The organism is Pseudomonas sp. RSB 5.4, assembly GCF_037126175.1.
Classification (GTDB): domain Bacteria; phylum Pseudomonadota; class Gammaproteobacteria; order Pseudomonadales; family Pseudomonadaceae; genus Aquipseudomonas; species Aquipseudomonas fluorescens_H.
Genome location: NZ_CP146986.1, coordinates 972,799 through 987,613 on the forward strand (window position 1 = coordinate 972,799; position 14,815 = coordinate 987,613).

Genomic DNA, 14,815 nt, shown 5'->3' on the forward strand with positions numbered 1-14,815 from the left:
ATCAAAAGATCGCAGCCTGCGGCAGCTCCTACACGGGGGGCATCAGCTCGATTGCGCAGTGTCATCATCCGGCAGCGCATCCAGCGGATCTTCCTGCCCCGGCAACTCGGTAATCACGCTGAAGTCCGTGACCTCGACCGCACCCAGTCCATAGCCCAGCAAGTGGAACGAAAAGGCCTTGCGCGGTTGCGGGTTGTCGAAGCTGAAATCCATCTCCAGCGGCTGATCGGCCGTGGCAACCATCTCGGTCGGCAGCCCCAGTTGCACGTCCTGTTCGAACTCCTTGGCCTTGAGCTGAATATACGCCGCCTGCTGCGGATCCACCGAGCGCACGGTCAGGCGCACGCGGGTGTGCGAGCCCTTGGGCATTTCCAGGTATTGCGCACCGATCAGGTTGTCGGCCCAGTCATCGTTGATCTGCGCCTGCAGCGGGATCACGTTGTTGCTGCCGAACTGGTAACGTTGATTGAGCGGGGTGCGCAGCAGCGACAGGTCCAGCGCCATGGCCCGCGCGGCTATCTGGCGGGCCTGCTGGCTGCTTTCGGTACCCTTGAAGGTGGCGCGCTCGGCAATGAAACCGGCGCTTTCGTAGTAGCGACAACGGCGCGGCATGTCGCACTCGGAAAAGATTCCCTGGCCGTTGTGGTAGCGCAGTTTGCCGTTGGTGTAGGACATGATTTCGCGCCCGCTGTCGTAATCGCGAAACAGCGAACGGCCGCTCAGCGCCGACGGCACCGGCAGATCGAAATAGTCGAGGATCGACGCGCTCAGATCGACATGACCGTACACCCCGGCATTCAGTCGCGGCAGTTGCTCATGCTCAGGCGCCAGCGTCAGGTTGAAGCCCCACGACGACGCCAGACGCACGCCGTCAATGCCGTGGGATTCGTCCGAGGTGATCACCACCAGCGTGTCCTTGAGCACGCCCTGGCGTTCGAGACCGCTTAGGAACTGCTCCAGTGCATCATCGAGGTAACCGACAGCGGCCTGCTTCGGCGTTTCGTAACGCGCCAGATATTCTTCCGGTGCGGAGTAGGGCTGGTGGGTGCCGACGGTCAACAGGGTGAGCATCCACGGTTGCTTCTGCTTCTTCAGTTGGCCAACGTAGTCCAGCGCGCCTTCGAAGAACGCCTTGTCATCCTTGCCCCACGGGAATTCCAGATAGTTGGCGTTGGTGAACCATTCCAGACCATGGGTCGCATCGAAACCGATGTGCGGCATGATCTTGTCTTTGGCCATGAAACGCAGACCGGCGCCTTGCAGATAGTGGGTGCTGAAGCCGTTCTGCCGCAGTTGCGCCGGCAGGCAGGCCTGATTGCGCTCCTGCTGGGTGAGCATTTCAACGCCTTTGGGCGTGCCGTTGTTGAGCTTGTCGTAATCGCCACAGAGCATGGCGTACAGGCCGCGAATGGTCTGGTGCGTATGCAGCACGTAATCCGGGGTGTTCATGCCGCGCTCGGCCCAGCGGCTGAGATTGGGCATCAGGTCTTCCTGATAATGACTGCCGATGGCCTCGCGATTGGCGCGGATGTAAGCGCCGGGAATGCCTTCCAGGGCGATGATCAGCACATTGCGCGCCAGACCCGGCGCGGCCAGCAGCTTGTGGCCATTGAGATCCAGATCGGTCAGCCCGGCCATCTGTGGCGCGGCGGGTTCGACGTCACCGTCCAGCCATTCCTCGGCCTGCAACTGCAGATCGGCCACTTGCGCGGCGAGCAATTGATGCGGCAGGTTGTACATGCGCCATGGGTCTTCTTCGCTCGGCCACTGGTTTTGCATGGCCCAATGCGCGGCGAACAGCAGCGCCGGTGCGACCCACACGGCACGGGGCAGGGCAGCAGCGGGTTGCGCGCGATTGGCGAAACGCGTCAGCAACCAGAGCAGCAGCGCCAGCAGCAGGGCAACGCCCAACGCCGGGTGGGCGAAACCGCCACCGGTGGAGTTTTCCACGAACTGCGGGTCAATCAGGTAATGCAGGTCGGTAGGATTCGGCAGCCGGCCGACAGCACTGACCAATTCGGCCGTCGCCACCGCCAGCAACCCCCAGAACAGCAGCAACGGCAACGCCAGCCACCACGCGCGACGATGCAGCGACACCACCAACAAACTGCCAATGGCCAGGTCGGACAAATAGCCCAGCGGCGACGACCAGCCCAACACTGCGCGCAGGCACACCGGCACGATCAGCACCAGCAGAATCAAGGAAAACAGGCGGGCATGCGGTTGCCGCAACCAACGCAAAAGAACGCTCACAAAAAAGACCTTCCAGCCATCAAACCGTCATAAAAGTGTGCGCGATGATACCAAGGGTGGGCTGTCTGATCGCCCTTTTAAACACGCGGCTGATCTGCTCTCGCAAGCGCGGTAAAGGGCCTGAAGCCATGACCGGCGTTCGTGTCAGCCCGATAGCGGCGAATGGGCGCGCTGCTGTCGACGGCAGATTTATTGTTTCAGGCTGTTTAAGGAAGTCGCTAGCACTGTATGAAAGCCACACCACGACGGCAGCTGGAATCGAAGAAGCGCATGGCGATGCCGACAGCTGACAACTCTGAGGCATCGCCCACCGTCAGCCAATTCGGCGCTCAGTTCAAACCGTCGTCGAAGATGCTTTCAATCGGTAACTCGAACGCCCGGGCAATCTGAAACGCCAGTGGCAGGCTAGGGTCATAACGCTCGTTTTCGATGGCGTTGATCGTCTGGCGCGACACCTTGAGGCGTTCAGCCAGATCGACCTGCGACCAGTTGCGCTCGGCGCGGAGTGCCTTGAGGCGATTTTTCATTGGTAGCGACGTCGCGCGATTTGCAGGCCGAGAATCCACATGGCGCCCATCACGGGCCACACGCAAGTCCACGGTATGTGTGGGGCGCCGACGTTTTCCAGAAAACCGTAACTGAAGGTCAGCAGCGCCGAGGCGGCGAAGGCAAATCCCAGCGCTTCGAACTGTATACGCAGATGCATTTCGTCCATGCGCCGCATGTTGCGCACGATGCTCCAGCACATCAATCCTGCCGGGATAATCGGTGTCAGCGCGACGGCTGAACGCAGAATCATGTTGGCATCCGTCAGGTATTGCGTAGCGATCACTGAGGCCATCAACACCAGCATATAGAGGATCAACGCTGTGCCCATTTCAAGGTAGTACCGGTTCATTCTTCAACTTCCTATGTAAAAGACCCTTTACATACTTGCTAAAATTTTTCCTTATGTAAAGCAAGCTTTCCATAAACCTCGACCGGGTTGTTTCTGGACAGCCTAATGGCCACTCAGTAGCATTCGAGCCCAACGGATTTTCCCTCTGCACGTCGTCCGACGTGGAATGCTCAAGGAATCGACATGCGTGACACCCCTAAAGGCGAACAACGAACGGTCGTGACCTTGGTCAACGGCGAGGTTCACCACGAAACCCAGATCAGTTTCAGTTCGGTATAGCCATGCAGGCGTTCACAAGTGGAAAGGTCGTCATCGAGTTCGGTGATTTCAGAGGAACGATGGTTCGCCATGAACGGTTTTTGATGCCTGCCGGCGAGTATCAGGATCGGTATTGGGTCAGGACTGCACAGGGTGATCTGCCGCTGGATCTGTTCAACAAGCATCTGCCGGTCAAGCGGGGCGAAGAGATCTCGGTGCTCTACGGTTGCCTGCCGGGTGGCGAACGCAAGAGCGCGGTCTGTGTGTTCAACCACTGCGAGGGTCGCCTCACGCCGCTGTCGGAGGGGAAAATGCTTCACGAAGAATTCATTCATCGCATCCCGGTCAGCCTCCCGTATGTTGCCTGCCTGGCGACCTCGGCAGTGGCGGGGGCGTTCTTCAACTGGTGGGGCGCGCCGGCGGGATTGGTCGTCTACTACCTGCTGAAGGCCGAGAGCGCCAAACGCAAAATGCTTCTGGTCAGTGGTCTGGACCTGCACCTGGAGAAGTTGAGCAAGCGCTATTTACGTCAAGCATCGCGGGGCAGGATCAAGCGGTTGCTGGCGCGAAATCCTCGAATGACTGCACAGTTGGATTTGAACAAGCAGGACAGTGATTCGCTGGCGATTGCGCGAGACGCGTAACGCGCAAAAAAAGGGGCGGCCTGATCATCGATCAGGCCGCCCCTTTTTATTGCCGCAAAGTCAGATCAATGCATCTTGCTGTGATCGTGACCTTCCATGTGCGTCAGCGCACGGACTTCAGCTTTGACTTCGACGGTTTCTTTCTCGCCCTTGGCGTTTTCCACGGTCAGGGTCAGCGGCACGCTTTCGCCTTCGTTGAGCTGGCCGGTCAGGCCCATCAGCATTACGTGGTAGCCGTTCGGGTCGAAGGTGACCGCTTTGCCGGCCGGCAGGTCGACCGATTTGACCGGGCCCATGCTCATCACGTCGTTCTTCATGCTCATTTCATGGATCTGCACATCTTTGGCCACTGGCGAGGCAACGCTCAGCAGTTTGCTGTCGCTCTCAGCGGTGACGGTCATGAACGCACCGCTGGCCGATTGGGTCGGCACGGTCGCACGCACCCAGGCGTCGTCGACCCTGGTCTGAGCGCTGGCCTGAAAAGCCAGGCCCAGCAGCGACACAGCGAAAACGGCGCGTTTGATGTTGTTCAAAACGGGGTGCATCAGCAGACCTCCATAACGGTGAGCAAATCTTCCGTGCACTCTTGTGCCGAAAGCGATACAGACAGACCCAGGCGCAACTGGCCGCGCGAGTCATAGACGTAACTGGTGGACGTGTGGGAGATGGTGTAGGTGTCGCCCGCCGGCACTTTCTCGAAGAACACGTCGAATTCCTTGGCGGTGGCCTGGGTTTCTTCCAGCGTGCCGTACAGCGCGACGAAGCTCGGGTCGAAGGCTTTGACGTAGGCGTCGAGGATCTGCGGCGTGTCGCGTTCCGGGTCGAGGGTGATGAAGATCACCTGCAGACGGTCGCCGTCCTTGCCCATCAGCTTCTTGATTTGCGCGGCGCGGGCGAGGGTGGTCGGGCACACCGCCGGGCATTGGGTGAAGCCGAAGAAGATCATCGGCATCATCCCGCGAAAGCTCGACAGCGTCATGGTTTCGCCGTCGGTGTTCTTCAGCTTGAAGGTGCGTCCGAGGATCTTGTCACTCAGGTCCTTGCCGTACTTGTACGACAGTTGGCCACGGGTGTCGCAGCCGGCGAGCAGGCCCAGGCCCAGCACGCCCATTCCCGCAAGCACCTTGCGGCGAGTCAACAAAGCCGTCATCTAATACCGCCTTTTGCAGCCCGTCAGTCGGCAGGACTGGCGGGGGGTTAACCGTAAAAGCGGCGCATGATACCAAACTGAAGGCAGACCCCGGCCACGGATCGCCGTGCGGCGCAGGATCTGGCGACAAAAGGTGTAAGAAAAAGTGACGAGTGCCTACTGAACACTGGCCTCATCGGCCCGCCAGCCGCCGCCCAGCGCGGTGTACAGATTGACCTCGGCCACCAGTTGCGCCAGCCGGTCAGTGATCAGACCCTGTTGCGAACTGAACAGTGAACGTTGCGCATCGAGAAACACCAGACTGCTGTCGACGCCATTCTGATAACGGTGCTGTGCCAGGTTGTAGTAGTCCTGAGTGGCCTGCACCAGGTCGCGCTGCGCCTGCAATTGCTGCTGATAAGTGCTGCGCGCCGCCAAGCCATCGGCGACTTCCTGAAACGCGGTTTGAATCGATTTCTCGTATTCGGCAACCGCCACGTCTTTCTGCAACTTCGAGTAATCCAGACTCGCGCGCAAGCTGCCAGCATTGAAAATCGGCAGGTTGATTTGTGGCTGGAAAGTCCAGCCCCCCGATCCGCCGCTGAACAGTCCGGAGAGGTCGCGGCTGGAGGTGCCGGCGCTGGCGGTCAGGCTGACGCTGGGGAAAAACGCCGCCCGCGCCGCGCCGATATTGGCGTTGGCCGCCTTCAGTTTGTACTCGGCCTGAAGAATGTCCGGGCGTCGTTGCAGCAGATCCGACGGCAACCCGGCCGGCAGTTGTTGCACCAGATCGCTGGACAGTGGCCGCGCCGGCAGTTTCTCGGGGATCTGAGCGCCGACCAGCAGCGTCAGGCTGTTCAGATCCTGCGCCACCTGGCGTTTATAACGCGCCAGATTGGCCCGCGAACTGTCGACGCTGGTTTGCGCCTGCGCCTGTTCCAGCGCCGAGGACTTGCCAGCGTCACGGTTGCGCGTGGTCAGGCGCAGACTTTGCTCATCGGCGGCCAGGGTCTGGCGGCTCAGCTCGAGCAGCTCCTGATCGGCGCGCCAGGTCAGGTAGGCGTTGGCGACGTTGGCCACCAGACTCAGCTCGGCACTGCGCCGCGCCTGCTCGGTCGCCAGCCAGGTTTGCAACGCCTGCTCACTGAGGCTGCGCACCCGGCCGAAAAAATCCAGTTCATAGGCACTGACGCCCAGATTCACCGCGTAAGTGGAATTGATCAGCGCTTTGCCGCGGGTCACGCTGGGCGGCATGCGCTGGCGCGATTCGCTGGCAGTGGCCGACACCGCCGGCAGTAAATCGGCACGCTGAATCCGGTACTGCGCCTGGAACGCCTCGACGTTCAGCGCCGCCACCCGCAGATCGCGATTGTTCACTAATGCGCTTTCGATCAACTGTTGCAGCGCCGGGTCGTTGAACAAGGTGCGCCAGTCTTCAGTACGCGGTGCAGCCTGAGTCGGTGCCGGGTAAACGGTGCCTTGCGGATACTGCGCCGCGCTCGGTGAGGCAGGGCGCTGGTACTCGGGAATCAACGAACAACCGGCGAGCAGGACGGCGAAGGACAGCAGGGAAATGCGCAACATCGGACGCTCTCATGCAGAAAAAACACGTGCCGGGGACTGAGTCCCCACACCACTATCGAACACCGCTGAACCATGACCCCGCGGTTACGCGCCGGCCATCCAGCGCGCCAGCCCGTGCCGTCCGCTGACCCCGAGTTTGGCGGTCGCCCGTTTGAGATAGGTCTCGATCGAACTGCTCTTGACCCGCAGCTTCTCGGCCAGTTGCGGCACGGTGCCGCCGGTCAGCAGGCCCAGGCAAACTTCTTTTTCCCGCGCCGACAGCACGATGCCGCCCAGCGCCAGGCGCTCATCCAGCATCTGTTGCAACGGTGCCTGCTCCAGATCGGCCAACGGTGGGCGCGGCTGTTTGGCGATGATTTGCCGACTGAGGTGCGCGTGCCGTTCAATCAGCGGCAGCAGGGTGTCGGACAGACTTTTGAGAAACGACAGCTCCGGCAGGGAAAACACCCGTTGCGTATGCGGTCGGTAGAATGAGATGACACAACGGCGGTTGGAGGTGCGGGACACCAGATTGCACTGGTGGACGCTGTGCTGCGGATGTCGTGGCTGAAGTGATGCTTTGAGTTGAATCAGCAGGGAATCATTCATCTCGATCATCTTCTGCAACAACGGATGATCGTCCGGACTATTCAACGGGTCCGGTGGCGGGAAGGTCTGGGGCAGGCCGGCGCTGCCCAGCGCCTTGATCTCGACCACGCTGGCCTGGCGCTCGTCGAGGATCCACTCGCTGAGGTCGACGCGATTGACCGGCACCAAAGTGTCGACCAACTGGAACATATTGCTGGCGAAAAGATCGTCGCCCGTGCTGGCAATCAGTTCCCCCAGTTGCCAGTAAAAGTGCGGGTTTTCCATGTTGCGAATGCTGCCGGTCAGATTCATATCCTTGTCATCCCTGGTTCCGAGTCATCACCGAGTCGTCCGCTGTTTATGCAAAAGCCGCCCACGCAATCGTCCCTCCTTGAAACTGATCTGGGGCGGGATTTAAGCCTATGGATTTGTCCTACGTCTGTAGGGGAAAACAGGGACACAAAGTGCCATCATTTCTGAAACTTGGCGCCGGGCTTCTGACGCCATTTGGTACAGATGTCGTGCGCTGCCTGACTGTTTGGTCACGGAAAGGCCTTGAAAATCGGGACATTTACGTTGTTGTGAGGTAACTGAGAGGGCCGATGGCAGCGCTGATGTGTGGCATTTTTCCTACAAGTTTTTCAGTGTTTCCTGTCCGAACTTTTAGATAGTTCCCGCCCAGTCACGGTCAACAAGCACTGACAGGCCCGCGCACGGGGTGGGGTTGTCCGGGTTTCACGTGTCATGTCGGCATCGGGGCCGATGCTTGAATAGGCGCAAAATCACATGAGAAGGATCTTATGCCGCCTATTTCTGCTCTTGCGGTGGCCACGCCGTCCGCATCGCTCCAGACGTATCCGCTGACCGCTGCGCAGCTGGATATCTGGCTGGATCAGCTGAGTCGCGGTGATTCGCCGCTGTACAACATCGGCGGGTATATGGACCTCAGCGGCCCGCTGGATCCGGCACTCATGCACGCCGCCCTCGAAGTGCTGGTGGCCCGGCATGACGCGATGCGCACGATCCTGCTGCCGGGCGCCGGTGTCGATGGCTTGCCTTTGCAGCAATTTGCCCAGTCATTAGCGGTGCCGATGCCGATCGACGATGTGTCGACGCACACTGACCCGGAGGCGGCAGCGCGGGCTCTGGTGCAGGCGCGCATCAATCAGCCCTTCGTGCTGGACGGCGGCTGCCTGTTCCGTTTTCTGTTGATCCGCCTTGATGGCGAGCGCCATTGGTTGTCCGTTCAGGCCCATCATTTGATCGTCGATGGCTGGAGCTTCGGCGAAATGTTCAAGTCGCTGGACGAAATCTATAACGCGCTGGCGCAGGGCCGGCCTGTGCCGGCTTCGGCGCCGTCTTACATCGACTTCATCGAAGACAATGCGCGCTATCACGCGTCGCCGCGTTATGCGCAGGACCGCATCTACTGGCTGGACAAGTACCGACAATTGCCCGAGCCGCTGTTGCTGCCGCGATATCAGCAGAGCCTGGCCGGCAATGCCGCGCAGACGCAGGTCCATGCGCAGCCCTTGCCGGCGCTGCTGCACCAGCGCATGAAACAGGTTGCCCGGGAATTTGGCGCTTCGGCATTTCATGTGTTGCTGGCGGCGCTGCACGTGTATTTCAGCCGTACCGCCGAGCGTGACGAATGGGTCGTCGGGCTGCCGATCCTCAATCGCTCCGGCGCGCGTTTCAAGTCCACGCTTGGGCTGTTCGCCCAGGTCAGTGCGGTGCGCATGGGCTTCGGCCGCGAACGCACCTTCGCTGAACTGATCAGTACGATCCGTGAGGAACTGCGCAAGGATTTCCGCCATCAGCGTTTTTCCGTGAGTGAGATGAACCGTGCCCTGGGCCTGCTGCGTGAGGAGCGCTCGCAGTTGTTCGAGGTCACGGTGTCCTACGAGCAGGGCACTCACGATTATCGCTATGGCGAGGCGTCGGGGCGCATGGTCAAGGCCTCGAACCAGGAAGAGGCCACGCCGCTTGCGGTGCACCTGCTGAGTAATCTGACCAATGACGACGCGCGCCTCTACCTGATCTACAGCGAGGCGTTTTTTGCCGCCGATGAGGTCAAGGCGCTGGCCGACCGCTGGTTGCTGATTCTGGAGCAAGGGCTGGAGGCGGTGAACCTGCCTGTCGCGGATTTCGCGCTGAGCACGCCCGAAGAAAGCGCGCTGCTGCAACAGTGGAATGCGACACGAGTGGAATACCCGAGCGCGACGACCATCCATCAGCGTATCGAGGCCCAGGCCGCGCAGCGACCACAGGCGCTGGCGGCGGTTCATCAAGGGCATTGCCTGACCTATGCCGAGCTCAATCAGCGCGCCAACGCACTCGCTCATCATCTACTCGATCTCGGTGCACGGCCGGATGACCGGGTGGCCATCGTCGCCCGGCGCGGGCTCGACACACTGGTCGGGCTGTTGGCCATTCTCAAGGCGGGGGCCGCTTATGTGCCGCTCGACCCGGCGCATCCTGCCGAGCGCCTGAGCTATCTGCTGGAGGACAGTTCGCCGATCGCGGTGCTGACCCAGAGTGCGTTGCGCGGGCACCTGCCGGCGTTGTCGGTGCCGGTGATCGAGCTGGATCACCCGACCTGGTCCATCGCCCCTGTCGGCGCACCGAAGGTGCCGGGGCTGACCCCGGAAAACCTCGCGTATGTGATTTACACCTCCGGCTCTACCGGTCTGCCCAAAGGGGTGATGGTCGAGCATCGCACACTGTGCAATCTGGTCGATTGGCACACTGACGTTTTCGACCTGCGTGCCGGCAGCCATACGTCGAGCCTTGCCGGCTTCGGTTTCGATGCGATGGCCTGGGAAGTCTGGCCGGCGCTGTGCGTAGGTGCGATCCTGCACCTGGCGCCGGTCAGCGATGGCAACGAAGACATTGATGCGCTGCTCGACTGGTGGCGTGCGCAGCCATTGGACGTAAGTTTTTTGCCGACCCCGATCGCCGAATACGCGTTCAGCCGCCAGCTCGATCACCCGACGTTGCGCACGCTGCTGATCGGTGGCGATCGCTTGCGTCAGTTCCCGCGTCAGCAATCGTTCGAAGTGATCAACAACTACGGACCGACCGAAGCCACCGTGGTGGCGACTTCAGGGCGCATCGACGTCGGGCAGGCGCTGCACATCGGCAAACCGGTGAGCAACGCCACGGTGTATCTGCTCGACGAGCAGCGGCAACCGGTGCCGATTGGCGTGAGCGGCGAGTTGTACGTCGGCGGCGCCGGGGTGGCTCGCGGTTACCTGAACCGCGCGGACCTGAGCGCCGAGCGCTTCCTGCGTGATCCGTTCAGCGCTGAGCCGGGCGCGCGCCTGTACCGCACCGGCGACCTTGCACGCTGGCGCGCCGACGGCAATCTGGAGTATCTGGGGCGCAACGACGATCAGGTGAAAATCCGTGGCGTACGGATCGAACCGGGCGAGATCGAGAGCGCACTCGCCAGCCATACGGCGGTGCGCGAAGCGGTGGTACTGGTGCGCGACGGGCAACTGCTGGCGTGGTTCACCGAGCAGGCGCCGCTGGACATCAACGCGTTGCACGCGCACCTGAAAACGCGCCTGAGCAGCGCCATGTTGCCCAGTGCTTATGTGCGTCTGGCGGCGTTGCCGCTGACCGCCAACGGCAAGGTCGATCGCAAGGCGCTGCCGGCCCCCGGGGCGGAAGATTTGATCCGCCGCGAATACGAGGCGCCGCAAGGCGAGGTCGAAATCGCTTTGGCGCAGATCTGGGCCGAAGTCCTGCAAATCGAGCGGGTCGGGCGTCACGACCATTTCTTCGAGCTGGGTGGGCATTCGTTGCTGGCGGTGATCATGATCGAACGCATGCGTCAGCTCGATTTGAGCAGCGATGTGCGTGTGCTGTTCAGTCAGCCGACCCTCGCGGCGCTGGCGGCTTCGGTCGGCAGCGGTCGCGAGATCGAAGTGCCGGCCAACCGCATCGCCGCCGATTGCACCCACATCACCGCGGATATGCTGCCCCTGCTGCAACTGGATCAGCCGACGCTCGAGCGGATCGTGGCCACTGTGCCGGGCGGCGCCGCCAACGTGCAGGACATCTACCCGCTGGCACCGCTGCAGGAAGGCATTCTCTATCACCACATCACCGCCGCTCAGGGCGATCCGTACCTGCTGCAATCGCAACTGGCGTTCGACAGTCTTGAACGCGTCGAAGCCTTCGCCGCTGCGCTGCGCCAGGTCATGGCGCGCCACGACATTCTGCGCACCGCGGTGCTCTGGGAAGGCCTGACCACCCCGGTGCAGGTAGTGTGGCGCGAGGCGATTCTGCCGTTGCAGGAGGTCGAGCTGGACCCGGCCAACGGCCCGATCATCGATCAGTTGCACGCGCGCTTCAACGCCCGGCGTTATCGCCTCGACGTCAGCCAGGCGCCACTGATGCGTCTGGTGTATGCCCGCGATCCGGCGCTGGATCGGGTGGTGGGGATTCTGCTGTTCCATCACCTGGCCATGGACCACATCGCTCTTGAAGTAATGCGCGGCGAGATGCAGGCCAGCCTGTCGGGGCAGGTCGTGGCGCTGGCGCCGCCGGTGCCCTATCGCAATTACGTGGCGCAGACGCGGCTGGGCGTCACAGAGCAGGAACACGAGGCGTTTTTCCGCGCGCAACTGGCGGACATCGACGAGCCGACCCTGCCGTTCGGGCTGCAGGAAGTGCAGGGCGACGGTAACGGTATCGAGGAAGCGCAGCAGGTGCTGCCGGCGGACGTGTATCAGCGTTTGCGCACCCAGGCGCGACAGGCCGGTGTCAGCGTCGCCAGTCTGATTCATCTGGCGTGGGCGCGGGTGCTGGCGGCGACTTCGGGCCAGCAGCGCGTGGTGTTCGGCACCGTGCTGATGGGGCGCATGCAGGGGGGCGAGGGTGCCGACCGCGCCTTGGGTGTGTTTATCAATAGCTTGCCGCTGCGCATCGATGTCGATGCAGGCGTGCTGGACGCGGTGCGCGCCACCCATGCGCGGCTGACCGCGCTGCTCGGCCATGAACACGCTTCGCTGGCACTGGCCCAACGCTGCAGCGGCGTGGCCTCGCCGTCGCCGCTGTTCAGCGCGCTGCTCAATTATCGGCACAGTGACGAGTCCGAACTGCTGGAGCCATCCAGCCAGGCCTGGCAAGGCATCGAAACCCTGGCCAACGAGGAGCGCACCAATTACCCGCTGACCATGAGCGTGGACGATTTTGGCAACGGCTTGCGCTTCACCGGCAGGGCCGTCGTCCAGATCGGCGCGCAACGGATTTGCGGCTACATGCAAACCGCGTTGCACGGTTTGCTGCTGGCCTTGGAAAAGGCCCCGCAACAGCCGTTGAATCAGTTGCCGATCCTGCAGCCGGAGGAGTTGCAGCGCTTGCTGATCACGTTCAACGCCACCGAGGTCGATTGTGCGCTGGACCAGCCGCTGCACACGCTGTTCGAAGCACAGGTGCGGCGCAAACCGCACGCCGTTGCTGCACAGACCGTCGAGCGAAGCCTGACCTATGCGCAACTCAACGAGCGCGCCAATCGCCTGGCCCATCACCTGCGCGAAGTCGGCGTGCAACCGGACTCGCGGGTGGCGATCTGCGTCGAGCGCGGGCTGGATCTGCTGGTCGGCTTGCTCGGCATCCTCAAGGCGGGCGGCGCCTACGTGCCGCTGGACCCGGACTATCCGCTGGAGCGCCTGAACTACATGTTGCAGGACAGCGCGCCGGTCGCACTGTTGGTGCATGGCGCCACGCGACAACTGCTGGGCGAACCGGGTGTGACGCTGATCAATCTGGATCACGGCAGTTGGGAGCAGCAGCCGGCAGGCAACTTGCAGGTGCCGGGCCTGAGTGCTTCGAACCTCGCCTACATGATCTACACCTCGGGCTCCACCGGGTTGCCGAAAGGGGTGATGATCGAGCATCGCAGCGCCTGCAACATGGTGCATTGGGGTTCGCAGATTTCGCCGCCGACCGAACACGGTGCGCTGCTGCAAAAAGCGCCGTTCAGCTTCGACAGTTCGGTGTGGGAGATCTTCTGGCCGCTGTGTTCCGGCATGCGTCTGGTGCTGGCGCGGCCGGACGGCAACCGCGATTCGGCGTATGTGGTGCAGACCATTCGCGAGCAGCAGGTGACGGTGGTCAAGTTCGTTCCTGCGCTGCTGCAGCAGTTCATCGAACAGGATGGCGTCGAGCAGTGCACCAGCCTGACCGATGTGCTCAACGGTGGTGGTGAACTCAGCGCGGCGCTGGCGCGTCAGGTGCGTGATCGCCTGCCGTGGGTGCGTTTGCACAATGTTTATGGCCCGACTGAAACCACGGTGGACAGCACGGGCTGGACGCTGGAACCGGACATGAATGTGCCGGACAACGTGGTGCCAATCGGCACAGCCTTGAGCAACACGCGGCTGTACGTGCTTGATGCGTACGGTCAACCAGTGCCACAAGGCGTCAGCGGTGAGTTGTACATCGGTGGCGTCGGCGTGGCGCGTGGTTATCACGGTTTGCCGGAGATGCAGGCCGAGCGCTTCATCGACAGCCCGTTTGTGGCGGGTGATCGCCTGTACCGCACGGGAGATCTGGCGCGCTACAACAACCATGGTGAACTGGAATTCCTCGGCCGCAACGACTTCCAGATCAAGCTGCGTGGCTTGCGCCTGGAGCCGGGGGAAATCGAGGCGCGGTTGATCGAACATCCGGCCATTCGCGAGGCGGTGGTGATGGTGCGCGATGAACGTCTGGTGGCCTGGTACACCGTGCGTTCCGGCGTAGAAGCACCGAGTCTTGAGACGTTGCGCAGCCATGTGCTGGAGCGCTTGCCGGAGTACATGGTGCCGGGCGCGTTTGTGCGGCTCGACGCCTTGCCACTGACGCCAAACGACAAGATCGACCGCAAAGCCCTGCCGGAACCGGGGGGCGATGCGGTGATCAATCGCCCATACGTGGCGCCACAGGGTGAAATCGAAACCGCGCTGGCGCAGATCTGGGCTGAAGTCCTCGGCGTCGAACAGGTCGGTCGCCATGACAACTTCTTCGAACTCGGTGGGCACTCGCTGCTGGCAGTGAGTCTGGTGGCGCGCATGCGTCAGAGCGGTTTGCACACCGACGCCCGGGCGCTGTTCAGCCAGCCGACCCTGGCGGCGCTGGCGCTCAGCACCACACCCGAGGCGCAGCAAGTAGTCATCCCGCAAACCACCATCCCGAGCCTCAATCGCAAACGCCGGCTCTAGCCCGGAATTGGTTGTGTAAACCAAACCCTGTGGGAGCGGGCTTGCTCGCGAATGCGGTGTAACAGTCACCATCAACATCGACTGACCCACCGCATTCGCGAGCAAGCCCGCTCCCACAGGGGGATTGCGGCGGCCGAGCCTGTGGCTTGTCCCCGCTTCCCATGTCAGCCCCGCAAGCCCCGATGTTTTAGCTTTTCCAGGCTGCGCGCAGCAGGCACGGACTCGCCGCTGCGCGCTCCTTTTTCTCGTATTTACAGCAGGTTATCCC

The 14,815-nt window shown here is 61.9% G+C and carries 9 protein-coding genes; 2 read left to right on the plus strand and 7 right to left on the minus strand.

The window, feature by feature from the left end; all coding sequences use genetic code 11:
- Positions 1 to 42: 42 nt before the first annotated feature.
- From V9L13_RS04240 to V9L13_RS04250, 3 genes are all read right to left on the minus strand, one after another.
- The gene (locus V9L13_RS04240) at positions 43 to 2,253 is read right to left on the minus strand and encodes an LTA synthase family protein (RefSeq protein ID WP_338801591.1); all 2,211 of its coding nucleotides are present in this window, start codon (positions 2,251 to 2,253) and stop codon (positions 43 to 45) included.
- 329 nt (positions 2,254 to 2,582) lie between these two features.
- A complete protein-coding gene (locus V9L13_RS04245; protein WP_003224191.1) occupies positions 2,583 to 2,780 on the minus strand; it encodes a helix-turn-helix transcriptional regulator in 198 nt (65 codons plus the stop codon).
- Complete coding sequence (locus V9L13_RS04250; RefSeq protein WP_103485036.1) at positions 2,777 to 3,151, minus strand: hypothetical protein; 375 nt, start codon at positions 3,149 to 3,151, stop codon at positions 2,777 to 2,779. Before V9L13_RS04250 ends, V9L13_RS04245 begins: the two co-directional genes overlap by 4 nt.
- Before the next feature lie 281 nt (positions 3,152 to 3,432).
- Between V9L13_RS04250 and V9L13_RS04255 the strand changes: the two genes are divergently transcribed.
- A complete protein-coding gene (locus tag V9L13_RS04255; RefSeq protein ID WP_338801592.1) occupies positions 3,433 to 4,053 on the plus strand; it encodes a hypothetical protein in 621 nt (206 codons plus the stop codon).
- A gap of 65 nt (positions 4,054 to 4,118) precedes the next feature.
- Here V9L13_RS04255 and V9L13_RS04260 read toward each other — a convergent pair whose 3' ends face one another.
- The 4 genes from V9L13_RS04260 to V9L13_RS04275 all read right to left on the minus strand — a co-directional run bounded on the left by V9L13_RS04260 (position 4,119) and on the right by V9L13_RS04275 (position 7,645).
- On the minus strand, positions 4,119 to 4,598 hold the full coding sequence (locus tag V9L13_RS04260) for a copper chaperone PCu(A)C (RefSeq protein WP_338801593.1): 480 nt from the start codon (positions 4,596 to 4,598) through the stop codon (positions 4,119 to 4,121).
- Positions 4,598 to 5,203, minus strand: coding sequence for an SCO family protein (locus V9L13_RS04265; protein WP_003224200.1), 606 nt, complete (start codon positions 5,201 to 5,203; stop codon positions 4,598 to 4,600). The genes V9L13_RS04260 and V9L13_RS04265 overlap by 1 nt, the downstream gene beginning before the upstream one ends.
- Positions 5,204 to 5,359: 156 nt before the next feature.
- On the minus strand, positions 5,360 to 6,766 hold the full coding sequence (locus tag V9L13_RS04270; protein ID WP_338801594.1) for an efflux transporter outer membrane subunit: 1,407 nt from the start codon (positions 6,764 to 6,766) through the stop codon (positions 5,360 to 5,362).
- Between the two features lie 84 nt (positions 6,767 to 6,850).
- On the minus strand, positions 6,851 to 7,645 hold the full coding sequence (locus V9L13_RS04275) for a helix-turn-helix transcriptional regulator (RefSeq protein WP_338801595.1): 795 nt from the start codon (positions 7,643 to 7,645) through the stop codon (positions 6,851 to 6,853).
- 488 nt (positions 7,646 to 8,133) lie between these two features.
- Here V9L13_RS04275 and V9L13_RS04280 point away from each other — a divergent pair, with 488 nt between their 5' ends.
- A complete protein-coding gene (locus tag V9L13_RS04280; protein WP_338801596.1) occupies positions 8,134 to 14,547 on the plus strand; it encodes an amino acid adenylation domain-containing protein in 6,414 nt (2,137 codons plus the stop codon).
- Positions 14,548 to 14,815: the final 268 nt, after the last annotated feature.